The organism is Spirosoma daeguense (assembly GCF_054776875.1).
The window spans coordinates 565905-583631 of the sequence record NZ_BAAHBF010000006.1 but is presented as its reverse complement, the minus strand read 5'-3'; the positions used below and the strand labels follow the sequence as shown (position 1 = coordinate 583631).

The following is a 17727-nucleotide window of genomic DNA, read 5'->3' as shown; positions in this document are numbered from 1 at the left end:
TATGGTAGAGCCAAATTAGATTTATTACGACAGCGAGTCCTCTATCGATATTCAACCACACAAAGTGCGTAAGAGCCCTATTGGGGAGCCCTATAATCACTGCGTAACCTCTCAGGCTTACCATACCGTTCCACAAGTCGATCTAACAATCGGGTGACTCGTGGAGCGGGCAATGAATAATCGACTTCGACGCCCAAGGCTTCCCGGTTATAATCGTCAACCACATTTAACGTACGAAACTTCCGCCCACCGGTTAAGCTATCCGACGTAAAGTCCAGCGACCAACACTGATTGCAAGCCGTTGCTTTAGGCAGCGGTTTGCGTACTGCATCCGGCAGGTGCTTCCTGGTCTTTCGTTTTAAACTTAAGCCTAAACTTCTGTACAAGCGCCTGACTTTCTTATGATTCACCAACTCGCCTTGCTTACGTACCCGGCGATAAATTTTGAGCACGCCCCACTGCTTATGCCGTCGAGCCAATTGCTCAATCCGGCTTGCCAGCGCTTTGTCCTTGTCTTTGATGGTAACTGGCTCAATGAGTGCATTCCAACTGAGGCCCACCCAGCAACAGGCTTTGCGTTGACTAATCCGTTTCTGATTGATCATCCACCTGACTAGCTCTCGACGCTGAGTGGGCCTCACCACTTTTTTGCCAGGGCTTCCTTGATAATTTCGTTTTGCAAACTTAGCTCGGCGTACATTTTTTTCAGACGCCGATTTTCGTCCTCTAACTCTTTAAGGCGCTTCACCTCGGAAACTTGCATGCCCCCGTACTTAGCCCGCCAGTTGTAAAAGGTAGCCTCGCTAATACCAGGCTCTCGGCTGATCTGAGCGACGGTTTGTCCGCTGTCCTGTTGTTTGAGAATCGCCACAATCTGCGATTCAGTAAATCGTGTTGCCTTCATTCCCTTTTCGATTGCTTGTGAAAGTTAAGTTTTTTTACCCTACTTTTCACTGGCTCACTTTTGAGGGATCAAGACATATCAACCGGAACCCCAGAGAAAGTGGCAAATTCAAATAGTGGTATTCTTTCCTCCGCAATAAAATAATAGCGATTGACCTGACAGCCTGTTAAAGCAATTACAATTAAGAAGAAGGTAAAGGTATATTTCACAAAATGGTAGGATTGCTTCTCTATCAAAGTGAACTTTTAACTTACCCGATTCCGTACACAAAGCCGTACACATCTGAAAAAAAGAAAACGCCTAACTGGTTGTAGTCCAACTAGTTAGGCGATAAATGAGTACCGGGAGCCGGACTCGAACCGGCATGTCCTTGCAGACAATGGTGTTTGAGACCATCGCGTCTACCGATTCCGCCATCCCGGCGACAGAATCGTCTCTGTTTCCAGAGATGCGTTTGTCAAACGTGGGTGCAAAAGTAAGCTTTTGTTTATAATGTACAATGGCCAGACATAAATTTTATTGCATATTATGTCCCGTAACAATCAAATTTTATGGGCCAGTTAATACTATTCATAACGTAACGCTTCGATTGGGTCGAGTTTAGAAGCACGAACAGCCGGATAAATGCCTGCGAATAAGCCAACTGTAACGCAGACCAGTAAGCCTAAACCCATCCAGCCCCAGGGAACAATAAACGTACCTTCACCCTCACTGATCAATGATGAAATTAAATTACCAACGCCTAACCCTAGTAAAATACCTCCTATACCACCCAATAAGCAAATCACGATAGCTTCAATTAAAAACTGTTCCCGAATCCGCTTTGGCGTAGCACCCAACGATTTTCGAATACCAATTTCACGCGTACGCTCCGTAACCGATACCAGCATGATATTCAGCAGTGCAATAGACGCACCCAGCAACGTAATAAAGCCTATACCAAAGCCGCCTATGCGAAGATAGCCAGTTATATTTTCTGTCTCTTTGGCTAAATCATCCGCGCGTTCTATCTCAAACGAATCGGGCTGGCCAAGTGGGTCTTTACGGATTAGGCGCATGGTACCCCGTGCTTCGCCAACAGCTTCATCCTGACTCGATACGCTCGGTACAGAAGCCGTAATGTCGAAGGTTAGCTTCTGATTTCCAGCCAGCGCACGGGCATTGTCGAGCGGAACCAGAATCATTCGATCTTCGCCACCGCCCGCAAAACCGCCTTTCTTGGCAAGCACACCTATTATTTTGTACTGCGTACCTGATACTCGAATGGCCTGATTGAGTGGATTTATCTTTCGTTCGAACAACGTAGTAGCTACTTCGCTACCAATCACTGCTACGTTACGTGCAGAAGCCAGATCGTTGGGCGTCAGGTTCCGGCCGCTCTGAAGCGTAAACCCTTTCACCGACAAATAAGCGTCATCTCCACCAACGAGTAACAAATTTGGATTGGTCTTTTTCGACTCAAACTTGGCCTGTGCTGCTCCGTTCACAACCGAGGCTACTGTTATGGTGGCTCCATACGGAAACCGACGCTTAAACTGCACAGCATCGAAATAATCGATTGGAGCGTCCTGTCGCTGTACACGCCCTCCACGTCGGAATGCGTCCTGACGAGCCACAATACTGAACGTATTAGCTCCCAGACCTGCAAAACTGCTGTTTACGGAACTTTGAATCCCTTCAATTGCGGTCAGAATACCCACTAGGGATGTAATACCGATTGCGATGATCAGCGATGTCAGAATAGTACGTAGTTGATTTCCAGCAATTGACCGTAATCCTTCCCGTATATTTTCGATTAGATTCATAACTCAAAGAGTGAAAGAGCGAATGAGTGAAAGAGCGAAAAGGAGTCTGTCAGGAATCGCTCTTTCACTCATTCGCTCTTTCACTCTTTAATTCTCGCACAATATTTGCGTATATTTCGTTATAGCAAAACTACCACAAGCAATCTTATCAGGAAAACCAATGAAACGACTGCTGTTACCGCTTATCCTAATTCTCTGTCTGACGAATCAGGTTTGGGCTTCAAAAATTCTGATTCCCATGGACGATGCCCAGAAGAATCATCTAAAGGCGTACGGCATTGCGTTCTGGGTGCTGAAGACTCATGATACCGAAATTGACTGGTTGCTGAATTACAGGGGCGGTTCGTTTATGATACCTCAAAGTCAGTCGTTTATTAACGAAATGGTGATACGTGGTGTTAGCTACGAGGTTATTTCTGATGCACAGTCGGCGCAGATTCTCTCAGAAATTGCGGCTGCCGATGCCAATATGGATGCCGTTAAGTTGCAGAAACCACCCAAAGTGGCCGTCTATTCGCCTAAAACAAAACAACCCTGGGACGATGCCGTAACCATGGTTATGACCTATGCCGAAATTCCGTATGACGTAGTGTTCGACGAAGAAGTGATGAACGGTAAATTACCCGAATACGACTGGCTTCACTTACACCATGAAGATTTTACGGGCCAATACGGAAAGTTTTTCCACTTCAAAGATCAGCCCTGGTATATTGCTCAGAAACGAGAAGCAGAAAATATTGCCCACAAATATGGGTTCACTAAAGTACCGCAACTGAAACGGGCTGTTACGCAGAAAATTCGTGACTTTGTGCTCGGCGGAGGTTATTTATTCGCCATGTGTAACGCTACCGATACGTATGATATCGCGCTGGCTTCGCACAATACCGATATTGTTGATAGTTTTTACGACGGCGACCCAGCCGATCCTAATGCAAACAGTAAGCTGGATTATAGCCAGACATTTGCTTTCCGAAACTTTCAGGTGTATACCAACCCGTATTTAATTGAATTTTCGAACATCGATAATCAACCTGAAGAACGCGGCTTGAGCGAACACAACGATTATTTTACACTGTTCCAGTTTTCGGCTAAATACGACCCTATTCCAACCATGCTGACGCAGAATCACCTTAACGTCATCAAAGGATTTATGGGACAAACAACCGCCTTCAAGAAAGGATTTATAAAGCCCGAAGTAGTCATTATGGCTGAGAATCGGTCGGTTGGCGAAGCACGGTATCTGCATTCACCGTATGGCCGGGGATTCTTTACGTTCTACGGTGGCCACGACCCTGAAGATTATCGCCACGAAATTGGTGAAGAACCAACCGATCTTAACCTACATCCGAACTCTGCCGGCTATCGCCTGATTCTAAATAACATTCTGTTCCCGGCCGCAAAAAAGAAAAAACAAAAAACTTAGTATGCAGCCGTTCGTAGAAACGCAGCACTTTCGGCAATGGTGGCTCTGGGCACTTTTGGGTGGTGTCTTTTTAGTGACTGTTATGCCCCTAGTTAGCTCAGAAGCCAGCCACAATTCGTTCAGTTGGTTTGGTCCGGTTGTGGCCCTGCTAATCGGTGCTCTCTTCTATCTATGGCGGTTAGATACTCGGCTGGATGCTGAGGGAATTCACTACCGCGTTTTCCCAATTTTACCCTGGCGAACCATCACCTGGACTGCTGTTAAATCAGCAACCGTAACCCAATACGGATTTGTTGGTTATGGCATCCGGTTAGGTTTTGATGGCTACTGGATCTATAACGTAGCAGGAAACAAAGGCATACGTATCGTTCGAACCAACGGATCAAAACTGACCATCGGCACACAACGACCAAACGATGTGATGACGTTTCTGAATAAACAGGCTGTAGTTTAATTATCGAACCAGGTATCAACCATTTCGCCACGACTCCGGCTTTCTAACCGCCGTTCCATATCGTCAGGAATCTTCGGGAAGAAATCAAGGCCCGTCAGTTGCTCGATTAAATCGACCGAAACCACAAACTCCCGAATCGACTTGTTCGAACCTTGGTTGTCGAGCAAAAAGCCAATCATCCGAATATCCGGCTTGTTGCAATACAGCAATACTTTATAAAACTTCTCCGGTACGCTCACTTCGTTGGTTTTGCCGATTGTCGATAACCCCGGCTTCAATACGGGTCCGGTTATTACGTATAAACCGTGGTCGCGGATGGCCCACGCCCGTACCTGATTTTCAAGGTCGCTCCAGATGCCCCGATTAAAATCGGGTTCCTGCGGAGAAATATTGCTCATAAAAAAGGTTTCGCGCATTATGCGTTGCGAAAACTTAAAATCGCCAGCCGGGGCCAAATGCCCTCTATCGTAGCCCGACCGGGTATAATCGGACGTGACTGCTGTGCCATTTGATACCTCCGGATCGGGTTTAAACTGCTCGTATTTACGGTTTGCATCGCCCTTTGTTTCGTAATCTAGCAAAGGATAAGCTACCCAGGAAGCGTTCTTATACTCATCGCGATAACGTAGCGTAAACCCTTCATGCCGAATAATCTCATCGCCCGACTTAACCAGTGGCAACAGAAAATCGATCTCTTTCTCGAAATCGAAACGATTGTTTTTAGGAGAACTAGTGTTTGATTTGCTGCCTTTCGTATCACTGGCAACACGTTCGTCGGAGGCTTCACTTTCCGACTCATTGTTACGTTTATTGGCCGATGGGTTATCCTGTGGCTCGGGTGCTTTATAAGGATTATCTTCTGATTCTGACTTCGATTTACCTAAACCGACAATCTCGCGCACATCGTTCCAAAACGCAACTACGGGTTTGGTTCGCCCGCCGTAGTGAAGAAACAGGCCAATCAGAAAAAAAATAAACAACAAAACCAACGTATTACCACGTGGCCGGATGCCGCGACGGTGATAGTTTTTATCGGAAAATTTTGGTTTGAGGAGCATCTAACAAAGGTAAAGCTTAGGTTTGATGTTTGATATTTCTGGTTTAGCGTTTCAGACTTCTGGTGCAACTTGTGCGCTAAAACAGTGAACCCAGAAGACGCCTTGCCTGTTCAGAACCTATGTCATCCCTGCACATTGTCGTTATTGGTGGTGGAGCTGCCGGTTTTTTCGGAGCCATCACAGCCGCCGAACATTTTCCCGACGCTAGTATCACTATTCTTGAAAAATCACGAACTGTTTTAAACAAAGTACGTATCTCGGGTGGAGGCCGCTGCAACGTAACACACGCCTGTTTCGATAATCGCCAGTTGGTAAAGTTTTATCCGCGTGGCGAAAAACCATTACGTTCACTGCTCAATCAGTTCGATGCGACCGCTACGGTACGTTGGTTTGAAGAACGGGGAGTATCGCTGAAAACCGAAGCAGATGGGCGTATGTTTCCAGCAACCAATACGTCCGAAACAATTGTCAACTGTCTGATTAACAGAGCTAATCAGCTAGGTATTCGCGTTCGAACAAGCGCGGGTGTTACGTCGCTCAATTATATACCCACAAGTTCTGACGGATTAAACTGGCACGTAGCACTCGGAAACGCCGAAAATCTCAGGGCGCATCGGGTGCTTATTGCTACGGGCGGTTATCCACAATTGACGTCATATGGCTGGTTCCCTGAACAATCTGAAGGGTTAATTTCGCCAGTTCCTTCGTTGTTTACGTTCAACGTGCCCGATAGTCCACTGCTTCCGCTGGCGGGCGTTTCGGTTGCTGATGCGGCTGTATACGTAGTAGGCACAAAGCAGGAGCAACGTGGTCCGGTGCTTCTTACGCACTGGGGTTTTAGCGGCCCGGCGGTGCTACGTCTGTCGGCATGGGCAGCTCGTGATCTGGCCGAGTTAGATTATCGGTTTACGCTACGTATCAACTGGGTACCAGCGCTGAACGACAATCTGTTACGTAACGCATTACAGGATTTTCGACAGCAAAACGGCCGCCGACAGGTTACCACGCAAAACCCATTTGGCTTACCCGCCCGACTCTGGCAAGCCTTAACAGCCGATGTCGGCATTTCCGAAACGCAGCGCTGGGCCGACCTGCCTGCCAAACTCCTGAATCGACTTGCCGAGCGATTGACAAACAGTCAATTTAAAGTAGCTGGAAAAAGTACGTTTAAAGACGAATTTGTTACGTGTGGTGGCATTCCATTCGATAGTCTGAGTCCTCAGACATTGGAAAGTAAAGCCCAGTCGGGGCTGTTTTTCGCGGGGGAAGTCTTAAATGTTGATGGCATTACCGGCGGATTCAACTTTCAAAGTGCCTGGACAACCGGCTACGTAGTGGGTAGACACATCGGGCGATAATTGACTTGGCTCATTTAGGGGAATGTCATGCATTAATTAGCTAATATTGAGTTATTTGATTGTCTCCGAAGGTATCTTGCCATCTGAGACATGAGACATTGGATTTCTACGTATTAGTTTTACAGAAACCTGAATTAGCCACCCAGCATTATGACTGAACTTGACGTACTAGCGTATGCACTGAAAGCTTTTGCCGATATTGACGAGGAAGCTTTCGCTATGTCTTTGCCATATTGGCAGAAGAAACAGTATCAGAAAGGAGAGTTCTATAATGAATACAAAAACGTTTGCAAACACCTTGGTTTTATTCTGGATGGCGTGTTTCGGGCGTATTGCGTGAATGAGCAGACGGGGGAGGAGAAAAACGTTTTCTTCTTTTCGAAAAATCAGATTGTCGTTTCCTTCAAAAGTTTTCTGGAGCAGTCGCCCTGCAATTATTTTACGGAGTCGATGATCGATTCTACCATTTTATACATTCATGTCAATCACCTTATGCAGCTTTATAAGCAGTCGCACCAATGGGAACGTTTTGGGCGGCTGGTAGCTGAGCGAGCGTTTTCAGTGGCAATGGGCCGAACCGAAAGTTTTCTGTTTCAGACGCCTGAGCAGCGTTATCTGGATCTGATTGAACAACACCCCGATATCTTTAATGCCATTCCGCTCTATCATATCTCATCGTATTTAGGTATTCAGGGGCCATCTTTAAGTCGTATCCGAAAAAGAATGATAGGTCAGTAAACGATTTTAACTTGGGTTAAAATGATTGTCGGTATCTGTGCGGAATTTTGTCATGTTCAAACGCTACAGCAACCGACTGACAGTCAGATTATTTGAGTAGCGTATTGAGCATAAAACAGATTTATCTCAAACCAATTATAACGCTACAATCATGAAAACTACATCGAGTAAAACCATCGTCTTTATTACAGGAGCTTTTGTTACCCATCACGGCTGGAACGACTGGAAAACCTACTTCGAAGGTAAAGGCTATTCAACAATTGCACCCGCATGGCCCTATAAAAATGGTACTGCCGAAGAACTACGCAACCGCCAACCAAACGACAGCGATCTTGCCGGACTTACACTCGATAAACTGGTCGATCACTACGCTGAAATTGTAAAAGCTTTACCAGAAAAACCAATTATAATCGGGCATTCGCTGGGTGGTTTGATTACCCAGATTCTGGTGAACCGTGGCTTGGCCGCTGCTGGCGTTGCTATTCACTCGGTTCCGCCACAAGGTATAATTCCATACGAATTTTCGTTCCTTAAATCGGCCTGGAAAGCATTGGGATTGTTTACTGACCTCGACAAAACCTATTTAATGTCGTTCGAAGACTGGCAGTATGCGTTTGTGAACGAAATGCCACTCAACGAACAGAAAGCAGCTTACGAAGCCAACACCATCCCAGAATCGAAACGAGTGGCTCGTGGTGGACTGACCAGCGCTGCCCATGTCGATTTCGATAAACCACATGCGCCATTGCTGCTTACCTCGGGCGATTTAGACAACATTACCCCAGCTCACCTGAATCACCGAAATTTTGCGGCCTATAAAGCAAACGGTTCGGTACTGGAATACAAAGAATTTAAAGGCCGTAATCACTACGTACTAGGCCAGTCGACCTGGAGAGAAGACGCCAATTATATTCTGGATTGGTTAGCTAAAAATGCTTAGATCAACTAGTTATGTAACGTAGCGCTACGTGCCATGAAAAACATGTGATACGTAGCGCTGTATGTTTAAAGTTATATAACAGTGTCTGCCTGTTTTTGAACAACCTGTTTTTTTTGCCGATCTACTTCAATGGGACTACCGAAAAAGTAAAACCATTTCTGACGCCATCCCTGAGCGGTTTTTACATCCTGAATAATATCGCCTACCTCATGAAAGTTGATCATAAGCGGATTGGCCTTTTGAGAAATATTTGTTGTAATACCGTAAATGGGGGGTTCTTCTTCAGACTGATAGGTGCCAAATAGACGATCCCAGAAAATGAACGTAGCACCGAAATTCTTATCGATGTACTTAGGCTGGGAACCATGATGAACCCGGTGGTTAGATGGCGTCGCAAATATGAACTCAATCCAGCGAGGTAATCGGCGAATATACTCGGTGTGCACCCAGAACTGGAATAGTACTGCCAATTGATTCGTCGTAAAAAAAATAATCGGGTGAAAGCCGAGCAGTGCCACGGGTAGAAAAAAAATAACCTTTAAGTTCTGTATCCAGCTCAGCCGGAAAGAAACCGTCAGGTTATAGTGTTCTCCAGAGTGATGCACTACGTGGGTTGCCCACCAAAAACGGGAATTGTGGGAAATGCGATGCGCCCAGTAGCTACACAAATCAAAAAGAACGTAACAGGGAATAAATGTCCACCAGTTTAAAGTCATGCGCCAGGGGAGCTGGTTGTAAATCCAGACGGTGGCGTATAGAAGCCCCATTTTTAGGGCTGCACTAATCACCAGCGATCCTAACCCCACCAGAATAGACCCAATCGTTTCTCGTTTGTCGTAATAAGGTTTTTCCTGGATAAACGTGAGGATCATTTCCAGAATCGTAAAAAAGATCATTATCGGCACGGCCCATAAAATCAGATTGGGTGTTGCCTTTTCTAAAGTTGATAGGCGATCCAGCGGGATAGCTGGCGCGCCAAATAAAAAGAAGTTCATTGGATTTATTAACTGGAGCCGGTCTGTGCATTGGCCAATGGCCATAAAACAATACACCTTTAAAATAAGTAGCGTTCCGGCTATGTGTAAGATGAGAAAAGATATGCTGATCGCTATCGGACTAGCCCTGTGCTACATCTCAACAGGGCATATATTTGCCAAGTGTGTTCAGACTAAACAGGGGGGCGCCAGAAAGAGTAAGAAAAGGTCTGCTGGTGGAGGTTGTTGCTGGCGAAACAGACAGTTTCGTTGAACCGATTCGTTCCAGAAAAACAATAGTTGGAGATGCCAAACATTGTAAGCTCACCAAATGAGAAGGTTAACACGGCAATCAGTAACCGTTCTCCCAGACTAATCTTGTGAAAAGGTTTATAAAATGCGGCTAGTTTTCGGATATAGTTTTGCTGGTTTATATACGAGCCAGTAAGGTCTGACCAGATCGAGCAGTTTTCATTGGCCCGAATAGTGGTAAATTTTGAAGTTGTCGATGTAGAGATAACAGATGCACTGGGGAAGCAGGCAGATAAAATCACGTATAGGCATAGCAAACAAATTACTGCTTGCATTATATACGTATTACTAGTCTGAAACCATGCTACCATACTCAGAGAACAGCCTTTTCTGGTTTATTGTTACCCAATTCATAAATAATGGTACATTTTCTTTAAGTAATACAAAATACTATTTTTGGGAAAGTGTATACTTCTATTGATTTTAAGAGATACTGCTACGTAGCGAATTCTTATTCAATCTGAAATGCAAAGTACATACACGGCCCTTTGCTGATATTCTGAAGAGCGTGCGGTACGTTCGATTCCAGAAAAATCAAATCGCCTGTGGTTGCTGATGACAGTTTTCCGTCGATGCTTTCCTGCGATGTATCTTCTTTCATGAGCAGGATTTCAGCCGCCCGATGCGTATGCGGTGGATGACTCCATAACCCCTGATTTAACGTAGTGACGTGCATTTCAAACCGTTTAGTCATGGCCGTAGCCCGGTCGAACATACGTCTGATGCCACCTTTGTCGTGTGGCTTGAATGCTACGTCGTTCCAGTCGATCCAGAACGAGCCTCCGGCTTTTTTACCACGTTCCAGATCAACGGGCTCTTTCGACGTATAGCGCATAACGTAATACGTAGCAGATGCGTCGCTATTATTGGCAAAACCGTGTTCATCGCCGGGCATGATCAGGGCAACGCTTCCCGGTCCCAGTATTTTCGTTTTCCCGTCAATCGTTACGGTCAGTTGACCTTCTTTAATGATAATCAGTTCCTCGTCGTCGTGCTTATGTGCCGGATGCGGTTTTTGATGGGGTGGGAGCGTAGTGGCATGCACCTCCATCTGGCTGAAATCAGTCGTGTTACCTTTCAATATAATACGTTGCTCAACTCCTCCCTTTTTCACGACGGATGTTTCTTTCCAGACATAGACTTTTGAGTCAATCGGCTGCGACAGAACAAAGCCAGTGGCTAACAACGTAGCAAGAAAGGCGAAGAATAGTTTCATAGTAACGGGCACAGTTTGTTGCACAAAAGCCGGATTTCGGCGGTGCTTACTCACCCGATTGATTGTGAGTAAATTGAACGTATTATGCACCGCATTTTTAGTAGAAAAAATGCCTTGTCGGCGTAACACTGCTGACATAGGGCTGTCAGTGGAGTAGCGTATCTTTATACTATAAATCAAACGCTCGTATGATACACGCAATCGAACAAAAAACGACACTTACCGCTGCTTCTCAGATTCAGGATTTCGCCCAATACAACGCATGGGCAAACAAAATGCTGGTCAATTGGCTACAACCAAAATCGGTTGAGCTGATAGAAGCTGTAGTGCCGTCTAGTTTTCCGGGATTGAAAGAAACGCTGGTTCATATCTGGGATACGCAGCGTTTCTGGCTGGCCGTTGTGAAGCAGGTTGAACCGCCAATCTCGTTTCGGTTGCATGGTTTCGACGGTACGGTGGAAGAGGTATTTACCGGAATTGTTGATCAGTCGGAAGAGTTTGCGGCTTATATACAATCGCTGTCGGATGAAGAGTTAGCCGAAGAGGTAACGCTCGTTACTCCCTGGTTTACTGGCATTCAGACACGTACCAGTTTTATCCATCATTGCATGAATCATAGTACGTATCACCGGGGGCAGGTAGTTACCATCGGGCGTGTGCTCGGCATTACCGATGCGCCCATGACCGATTATAGTTTCTACCGACTGGTAGGGTAAAGAAAATGAATAGGGGCAAATTCCTAAAAATCTGCCCCTATTCATTTTCTTTATATTTTGTAAAATTAGTTAGTTGGCCAGCTTCAGTTTGCCGCCATTACTGAGCAATAATCGTCCACTGCTTGTGTATTGGACAGTTAATGCTTGTCCGGTATAACTTGTTGGCATGGTGATGGCATGATTTATCACGACACTATTTGTGAATAAAGGAATTTGCCCGCACGACCATACTGATGGGTCATCCCAATTGCCTGCTTTTAAGGTAGATAACGACGTAGCACTTGTGATAGTGAGCGGATCACTTACTGTTGATGTGCCATTTAACGTTGCCACTACGGTATATACTCCGGCCAGTGTTGCTGTGTACCGGTCGCTTGTAGCTCCGCCGATATCGCTGCCATTAAGTCGCCATTGATACGTAAAATTCTGACCTCCATTCATGGCCGTCAGTTCTATCCCATTTCCCGAACAGATGATAGTTGCAGCAGCATATGGGCTGGTGGTGTTGACGTTGAAAACTGTTTCGGACGTAACGCCCAATGTAGTCATCTGAAACTTCCAGCGGCCAGTTTGTGCTGGGTTGGGCAATGCCTGAGGGAAATAGTTAGCCGTGAAGGCAAAGGGAAGATAATCGGCTGGACGTGTATATTGGAAATCTTGAAAGGCAGTGCCATCAGGCCGAAGAATTTTGATGGCGAACACCTGATTGGGTTGCCAATCTCGTCCATAAAATCCAAAAGTTACGGTATTACCCGATACAAATGAACGCTTTTCGTTTGTGACATCAACTGGATTGGCTGTGCATGGCGCAAATAGGACGGGGTCTGTACTATGAGTCATTAAACGCCCGATTTTAGGATCCCAATAAGGCTTTTGAGCGAGCCAGCGGCTGGTGGTCGTGGTTGGATTATTAGGGCCGACGAAAGGATCGATGACCTGATTGTTGGCATCACGTATCTCAAAGTGAAGGTGTGGACCGCCAGAATATCCTGAACTACCCACTATACCGAGGTACTCTCCCTGCTGCACGGTCTGGCCAACACCTTTAGAGGTTACGGAACCATTTTTCATGTGTACGTAGCGAGAAATCGAGCCATCTTCATGCTGAATAAATACCATATTCGGTACTGCTGTTGCTGGATCAGCGTTGCATTGGCGATCAAAATTGCCGTCCTGACGGAGTACGATTGTGCCCGATGCCGCAGCAAGCACTTCTACCCGGCTGTTATCCATCATATCCCAGGGAAATGGCTGGACGCCAATGTCTGTTCCGGTATGGCCGTCGTACGTACGATTTCCTCCATTATAATCAAGGATGGCATTTGCTGCCGGATTGTTATCGACAAAAGCCACAAATCCGTAATACGTGTAGTCGAGGGGTGCCCGCTGACGTAGTGGCCAATCGAAAAGTACCGGATTTGTTGTCACAGCTTTACTTCTAGCGCCAGCCTGATACGCCCGTAATTGGTCTTGAATCTGTTTTTCTAAAGCAGGAGGGATGCAGTTTATGGTATTCGTATTCTTTTCGAGTTGCTTTTGGCCAAAAAAAGTGGCTGGCTGAGCAAATACAGGAGTAGATAATACTAATAGCAGTACTAGTTTTTTCATTTTTTGTGGATTTAATGTCATTGAATCTGCTAATATAGGATTCTTGTGATAACCATTAATTAATAAGAGATCATGTTTAATTAACGTTTAATAAGTCAGACAGAACATAATGGTAGCATCGAATAAATGCTATATATCAGTTTGTTATGTCAGACAAAGAGCAGTTATTCATTGATTCTTTATTGTTGGCTTAATAATGTGGCAGTCTGTGTTTAACCTACCTAATTTTAATCACTTTGCTGACTTACTGAGTTACCTATTTATGCTCATTGACTGGACGTAACGATCCCGGAAAATGGTGTTAATTGCACATTCATAAAGCTTGATAAGTTGATAAGTATGAATCCTACAGAAACAAAAACAGCCCTGATCACAGGCGGCTCGAAAGGAATTGGATATGGCATTGCCGAGGTGCTGATTAATGCAGGAATTAAAGTGGCTATTACCAGTCGGTCGTCGGTAGCGGCTGAACTGGCGGCTTCCAAACTCAACGAAATTAAACCCGGCTACGCACTGGGGGTTGCGGCTGATGTACGCGATCTGGCGTCTCAGCAAAAGGCTGTTGAGAACGTAATAAGCACATGGGGACGGCTCGACTACGTAATAGCCAATGCAGGTGTGGGCCATTTTGCCCCGATTCAGGAATTAACCCCTGAACAATGGCAGGAAACCATCGATATTAACCTGACCGGCGTTTTTTACACCGCTAAAGCCACGCTCGACGCGTTAAAGCAAGCGGAGGGTTATTTTATTACCATCGCGAGTCTGGCCGGAACAAACTTCTTCGAAAAGGGAGCTGCGTATAATGCCAGCAAATTTGGTTTGGTTGGGTTTACACAGGCCGTTATGCTCGATCTACGTAACGAAGGAATTAAAGTGACTACAATTATGCCGGGCTCTGTTGCTACGTATTTCAACGATCACCAGCCCAGCGAAAAAGACGCCTGGAAAATCCAGCCCGAAGATATTGGTCAGCTCGTTATTGATCTGATACGTATGCCAGCACGCACGTTGCCCAGCAAAATCGAAGTTCGCCCAACCCGGCCGGGCGGAAAGTAAAAGTAAAGTAACGCGGACATTTGTCCGCCATTGTTACCGAAATAGCTACGTAGCATAAGAACTGAGCGATTAGCTAATCGCTCAGTTCTTATTAATTTATAACCACTGAAGAGCTTCTTCGTTACCCTGCTGGGTTGCCAAATCGCGGGCGGTTAAGCCCTTATTATCACGAATCGACGTATCGGCACCAGCGTCCAGCAAAAGCCGTACGAGTTGATTCCGGCCAAACAACGTAGCGAACATCAGTGCGGTATTGCCATTGCCATTTTGCAAATCTACTTTAGCGCCATGCTCAATTAACAGACGAGCCACATCGGTGTAGCCTTTGAACGACACACCCATCAACGCGGTGTTCCCGCTTGCATCTTTTGCGTCAACATCCGCTTTAGCGTCAAGCAGTACTTTTGTCGCGTCCAAATGCCCGTCATAAGCGGCTATAATCAGTGGTGTGAAGCCCTTGTCGTTCTGGATGTTGAGGTTCGCTTTTTCGTCGATCAGTTGCTTTATCTGCACGGCATCCCCTTTGCGGGCAGCGTCAAAGAGCAAATCTTGCGGAAGGCTTGAATAAAAAGACATAAATCGGTTAATCTTTCTAGTGGGTGAATTGGTTTACAATGCTAGATAAACAAATAATCTGGGATTTTTTGTTTGCGAAACTGGCTTGATTTATGGTAGAAAATCCGAAAAATCGAGAAGAGATATCAACTCGTTGCTGCATTGTAGGTGGCGGTCCGGCAGGTATGATGCTGGGGTTTCTGCTGGCGCGTTCTGGCGTCGACGTAGTGGTACTCGAAAAACATAACGATTTCCTGCGCGACTTCCGGGGCGATACCATTCACCCGTCTACGCTGGAGCTACTGGCCGAACTGGGCTTACTCGACGAATTTTTGCAATTGCCGCATCAGGAGCTACGAGCCGTTCAGGTCACGTTCGATGGAAAAACGATTCCCATCGCCGATTTTGCGCATTTACCTACCCGCTGCAAGTTTATCGCCTTCATGCCGCAATGGGATTTCCTCAAGTTCCTGGCCGAAAAAGCCCGGCAGTACCCTAACTTTCAGCTACGTATGCAAACACAAGCCACCGATTTGCTAGCCGAAAATGGGAACGTAACAGGTGTTCGGGCCACTACGTCGGAGGGCGAACTTGTGATTAAAGCCGATCTAGTGGTTGGTACGGATGGTCGACATTCCATTATTCGGGAAAAAGCTGGATTGTCGGTGCAGGATTTTGGTGTACCGATCGATGTACTCTGGATGCGCATTCCGAAGAGTCCGGCCATCGGCGAGCAATCGCTTGGGTACGTAAAAGGCGATAAGTTTATGGTGCTGATCGACCGATATGATTACTTCCAGTGTGGTTTTCTAATTCCAAAAGGCCAGTTCGACGTAGTGAAAAAACGCGGTTTGTCGGCGCTTCAGTCCGATATTCAATCATTGGCACCTTTTGTTGGTGAGGGCGTGAACGAGCTGGATTTATGGGATAAAATCAGTTTGTTAACCGTTAAAATCGACCGGCTAAAGCAATGGTATAAACCTGGCTTATTATGTATTGGTGATGCCGCTCATGCAATGTCGCCAGCGGGTGGCGTGGGCATTAATCTGGCGATTCAGGATGCTGTGGCTACGGCCAATCAACTGACGCGTTCACTTCAGAAAGGTCGGGCCAACGTAGCAGAACTTGCCCAGATTCAGCGTCGGCGAATGTGGCCGGTACGGGTCATTCAGTCGGGGCAGATACTGGTTCACCGTCGGTTGATCAACGCGTCCGGAATGCGGTCTACAATTATTCCGTCCGCATTTTTCTGGTTACTACGTCATATTCCGGTTCTTCGTCGATTCCCAGCCTATATAGTGGGCATCGGGCCGCGCCCTGAACACATTCAGACGTAACGTTCCGAAAGCGATAAGAATACACCTATGGCTGTACAATTTGGAGTTGATGTTTTCCTGAAGCAGACTGCTACGTATCAAAAACGTCGGTTTGCACTTGTTACCAACAATGCGGCCACAACTGCTACGTATATACCCTCCCGGCAGGCGTTACTGGCAAATGGCTTTCAGATTAGTAAACTGTTTTCTCCCGAACATGGACTGGATGCGATTGGCGATGATGGAGCGCTCATGCCGAACGGAACGGACGTATTGACAGGGTTACCTATCGTCAGTTTGTACGGTGAAAAACTCCAGCCTTTGGCAGACGATTTAGCGGACGTCGATGCTCTTCTATTGGATTTACCCGATATTGGCTGCCGTTTTTATACGTATCTCTGGACACTCACGCACGTCATGGAAGCTTGTGCTACGTATGCCAAACCGTTGATTGTGCTTGACCGGCCGAATCTACTTTCTGGTCGTATGGACTTAGTAGAAGGCCCAATGCTGGACGAAGTAAACGGTGCTTCGTTTCTTGGACGATGGGCCATTCCGCTACGTCATTCCTGCACATTTGGCGAACTTGCTACGTTCTGGCAAAAGCAACGATTGCTAAATTTGGAACTGACTGTTATTCCGGTTGAAGGCTGGCAACGTAGTGCCTTTGCTCAAGACTGGCAATCGTCATTTGTTCAGACATCGCCCGCGATGGTTAGTGCCGAAGCGGCTTTACTTTATCCGGGTACGGGCTTGCTGGAAGCGACGAATCTAAGCGAAGGACGCGGGACAGCCACACCGTTTCAGGTTGCGGGTGCGCCGTGGCTCGATGCCCCAAAAATCACTACGTTGTTTAATGAGCTAAACTTGGGGAACGTAGTAGCGCGGCCTGTTACGTTTACACCCCAAAGCAGCCGCTACGTAGATCACCGATGTCAGGGCGTGATGTTTCATGTAACAGATCGCGAACGGTTCAAGGCGGTTTTGTCGGGAATGTTGTTTATCAAACTCGTTCATGATCTGCAACCAGAACACTTTTCGTGGGCAACCTATCCAACCCATGTCAACCCAAGCGGTAGCAATCATCTGGATCGATTAGTAGGAATACAAAACGCTGAAGCACTCTTTGAAAAGCCATTTCCCGAATTCACAAAAACGCTTCACAAGCTCTTGGCCTGTGAAGCGTGGCAGGAACAGATAAATCCGGTTTTGTTGTACTGATCGTAGTATTATTTACCGCAAAGACCGCGAAGTTTTACGCAAAGAGCCGCAAAGTTTCTTAGTGCTCTTT

Annotated in this window: 17 protein-coding genes and 1 tRNA gene; 9 read left to right on the top strand and 9 right to left on the bottom strand. The window is 46.3% G+C overall.

The features are described from left to right. Positions 1-77: 77 nt before the first annotated feature. From ACYVD4_RS21680 to ACYVD4_RS21665, 4 genes are all read right to left on the bottom strand, one after another. Entirely contained in the window at positions 78-605 is a 528-nt protein-coding gene (locus ACYVD4_RS21680) for a DDE-type integrase/transposase/recombinase (RefSeq protein ID WP_460949302.1), read from the bottom strand. 32 nt (positions 606-637) lie between these two features. Beyond that, complete coding sequence (locus ACYVD4_RS21675; RefSeq protein WP_460949300.1) at positions 638-904, bottom strand: transposase; 267 nt, start codon at positions 902-904, stop codon at positions 638-640. 339 nt (positions 905-1243) lie between these two features. Further along, positions 1244-1327, bottom strand: a tRNA-Leu gene (locus ACYVD4_RS21670). A 143-nt stretch (positions 1328-1470) separates the two neighbouring features. After that, entirely contained in the window at positions 1471-2709 is a 1239-nt protein-coding gene (locus tag ACYVD4_RS21665) for an ABC transporter permease (protein WP_460949298.1), read from the bottom strand. Positions 2710-2869: 160 nt separating this feature from the next. Here ACYVD4_RS21665 and ACYVD4_RS21660 point away from each other — a divergent pair, with 160 nt between their 5' ends. After that, on the top strand, positions 2870-4132 hold the full coding sequence (locus tag ACYVD4_RS21660; protein ID WP_460949297.1) for an asparagine synthetase B: 1263 nt from the start codon (positions 2870-2872) through the stop codon (positions 4130-4132). A 1-nt stretch (position 4133) separates the two neighbouring features. After that, on the top strand, positions 4134-4586 hold the full coding sequence (locus ACYVD4_RS21655; RefSeq protein WP_460949295.1) for a hypothetical protein: 453 nt from the start codon (positions 4134-4136) through the stop codon (positions 4584-4586). On the opposite strand, the gene ACYVD4_RS21650 is transcribed toward ACYVD4_RS21655, so the two are convergent. Beyond that, positions 4583-5644: a DNA/RNA non-specific endonuclease gene (locus tag ACYVD4_RS21650; protein WP_460949293.1), complete on the bottom strand. Its 1062-nt coding sequence runs from the start codon at positions 5642-5644 to the stop codon at positions 4583-4585. The two genes, ACYVD4_RS21655 and ACYVD4_RS21650, sit on opposite strands and share 4 nt — an antisense overlap. Before the next feature lie 119 nt (positions 5645-5763). Between ACYVD4_RS21650 and ACYVD4_RS21645 the strand changes: the two genes are divergently transcribed. The 3 genes from ACYVD4_RS21645 (at position 5764) to ACYVD4_RS21635 (ending at position 8680) form a co-directional block, all read left to right on the top strand. Next, entirely contained in the window at positions 5764-7002 is a 1239-nt protein-coding gene (locus ACYVD4_RS21645) for a BaiN/RdsA family NAD(P)/FAD-dependent oxidoreductase (RefSeq protein ID WP_460949291.1), read from the top strand. Between the two features lie 150 nt (positions 7003-7152). Next, positions 7153-7740: a Crp/Fnr family transcriptional regulator gene (locus ACYVD4_RS21640; protein WP_460949290.1), complete on the top strand. Its 588-nt coding sequence runs from the start codon at positions 7153-7155 to the stop codon at positions 7738-7740. A 151-nt stretch (positions 7741-7891) separates the two neighbouring features. Further along, complete coding sequence (locus ACYVD4_RS21635) at positions 7892-8680, top strand: alpha/beta hydrolase (protein ID WP_460949288.1); 789 nt, start codon at positions 7892-7894, stop codon at positions 8678-8680. Between the two features lie 71 nt (positions 8681-8751). On the opposite strand, the gene ACYVD4_RS21630 is transcribed toward ACYVD4_RS21635, so the two are convergent. Next, the gene (locus ACYVD4_RS21630) at positions 8752-9675 is read right to left on the bottom strand and encodes a sterol desaturase family protein (protein WP_460949287.1); all 924 of its coding nucleotides are present in this window, start codon (positions 9673-9675) and stop codon (positions 8752-8754) included. 742 nt (positions 9676-10417) lie between these two features. Beyond that, positions 10418-11182 (bottom strand): cupin domain-containing protein, encoded by a 765-nt coding sequence (locus ACYVD4_RS21625; protein ID WP_460949321.1) that lies wholly within the window; start codon positions 11180-11182, stop codon positions 10418-10420. 188 nt (positions 11183-11370) lie between these two features. On the opposite strand from ACYVD4_RS21625, the gene ACYVD4_RS21620 reads away from it, so the two are divergent. Further along, the gene (locus tag ACYVD4_RS21620; RefSeq protein WP_460949285.1) at positions 11371-11898 is read left to right on the top strand and encodes a DinB family protein; all 528 of its coding nucleotides are present in this window, start codon (positions 11371-11373) and stop codon (positions 11896-11898) included. 69 nt (positions 11899-11967) lie between these two features. Here the strand turns inward: ACYVD4_RS21620 and ACYVD4_RS21615 are convergent, their stop codons facing one another. After that, entirely contained in the window at positions 11968-13506 is a 1539-nt protein-coding gene (locus ACYVD4_RS21615; RefSeq protein ID WP_460949283.1) for a peptidoglycan DD-metalloendopeptidase family protein, read from the bottom strand. 339 nt (positions 13507-13845) lie between these two features. On the opposite strand from ACYVD4_RS21615, the gene ACYVD4_RS21610 reads away from it, so the two are divergent. Continuing rightward, positions 13846-14565 carry an SDR family oxidoreductase gene (locus tag ACYVD4_RS21610; RefSeq protein WP_460949281.1) on the top strand — a complete coding sequence of 240 codons (720 nt, stop codon included), beginning with the start codon at positions 13846-13848 and terminating at the stop codon, positions 14563-14565. A gap of 96 nt (positions 14566-14661) precedes the next feature. On the opposite strand, the gene ACYVD4_RS21605 is transcribed toward ACYVD4_RS21610, so the two are convergent. Then, the gene (locus tag ACYVD4_RS21605; protein ID WP_460949280.1) at positions 14662-15141 is read right to left on the bottom strand and encodes an ankyrin repeat domain-containing protein; all 480 of its coding nucleotides are present in this window, start codon (positions 15139-15141) and stop codon (positions 14662-14664) included. Positions 15142-15233: 92 nt separating this feature from the next. Here ACYVD4_RS21605 and ACYVD4_RS21600 point away from each other — a divergent pair, with 92 nt between their 5' ends. Both ACYVD4_RS21600 and ACYVD4_RS21595 read left to right on the top strand, forming a co-directional pair. After that, on the top strand, positions 15234-16457 hold the full coding sequence (locus ACYVD4_RS21600; protein WP_460949278.1) for an FAD-dependent oxidoreductase: 1224 nt from the start codon (positions 15234-15236) through the stop codon (positions 16455-16457). A gap of 27 nt (positions 16458-16484) precedes the next feature. Next, a complete protein-coding gene (locus ACYVD4_RS21595; protein ID WP_460949276.1) occupies positions 16485-17657 on the top strand; it encodes an exo-beta-N-acetylmuramidase NamZ family protein in 1173 nt (390 codons plus the stop codon). Positions 17658-17727: the final 70 nt, after the last annotated feature.

Bases quoted from the DNA above. Each gene is read 5' to 3' on its own strand.
- ACYVD4_RS21680 (WP_460949302.1), bottom strand. From the start codon at position 605: ATGATCAATCAGAAACGGATTAGTCAACGCAAAGCCTGTTGCTGGGTG.
- ACYVD4_RS21675 (WP_460949300.1), bottom strand. From the start codon at position 904: ATGAAGGCAACACGATTTACTGAATCGCAGATTGTGGCGATTCTCAAA.
- ACYVD4_RS21665 (WP_460949298.1), bottom strand. From the start codon at position 2,709: ATGAATCTAATCGAAAATATACGGGAAGGATTACGGTCAATTGCTGGA.
- ACYVD4_RS21660 (WP_460949297.1), top strand. From the start codon at position 2,870: ATGAAACGACTGCTGTTACCGCTTATCCTAATTCTCTGTCTGACGAAT.
- ACYVD4_RS21655 (WP_460949295.1), top strand. From the start codon at position 4,134: ATGCAGCCGTTCGTAGAAACGCAGCACTTTCGGCAATGGTGGCTCTGG.
- ACYVD4_RS21650 (WP_460949293.1), bottom strand. From the start codon at position 5,644: ATGCTCCTCAAACCAAAATTTTCCGATAAAAACTATCACCGTCGCGGC.
- ACYVD4_RS21645 (WP_460949291.1), top strand. From the start codon at position 5,764: ATGTCATCCCTGCACATTGTCGTTATTGGTGGTGGAGCTGCCGGTTTT.
- ACYVD4_RS21640 (WP_460949290.1), top strand. From the start codon at position 7,153: ATGACTGAACTTGACGTACTAGCGTATGCACTGAAAGCTTTTGCCGAT.
- ACYVD4_RS21635 (WP_460949288.1), top strand. From the start codon at position 7,892: ATGAAAACTACATCGAGTAAAACCATCGTCTTTATTACAGGAGCTTTT.
- ACYVD4_RS21630 (WP_460949287.1), bottom strand. From the start codon at position 9,675: ATGAACTTCTTTTTATTTGGCGCGCCAGCTATCCCGCTGGATCGCCTA.
- ACYVD4_RS21625 (WP_460949321.1), bottom strand. From the start codon at position 11,182: ATGAAACTATTCTTCGCCTTTCTTGCTACGTTGTTAGCCACTGGCTTT.
- ACYVD4_RS21620 (WP_460949285.1), top strand. From the start codon at position 11,371: ATGATACACGCAATCGAACAAAAAACGACACTTACCGCTGCTTCTCAG.
- ACYVD4_RS21615 (WP_460949283.1), bottom strand. From the start codon at position 13,506: ATGAAAAAACTAGTACTGCTATTAGTATTATCTACTCCTGTATTTGCT.
- ACYVD4_RS21610 (WP_460949281.1), top strand. From the start codon at position 13,846: ATGAATCCTACAGAAACAAAAACAGCCCTGATCACAGGCGGCTCGAAA.
- ACYVD4_RS21605 (WP_460949280.1), bottom strand. From the start codon at position 15,141: ATGTCTTTTTATTCAAGCCTTCCGCAAGATTTGCTCTTTGACGCTGCC.
- ACYVD4_RS21600 (WP_460949278.1), top strand. From the start codon at position 15,234: ATGGTAGAAAATCCGAAAAATCGAGAAGAGATATCAACTCGTTGCTGC.
- ACYVD4_RS21595 (WP_460949276.1), top strand. From the start codon at position 16,485: ATGGCTGTACAATTTGGAGTTGATGTTTTCCTGAAGCAGACTGCTACG.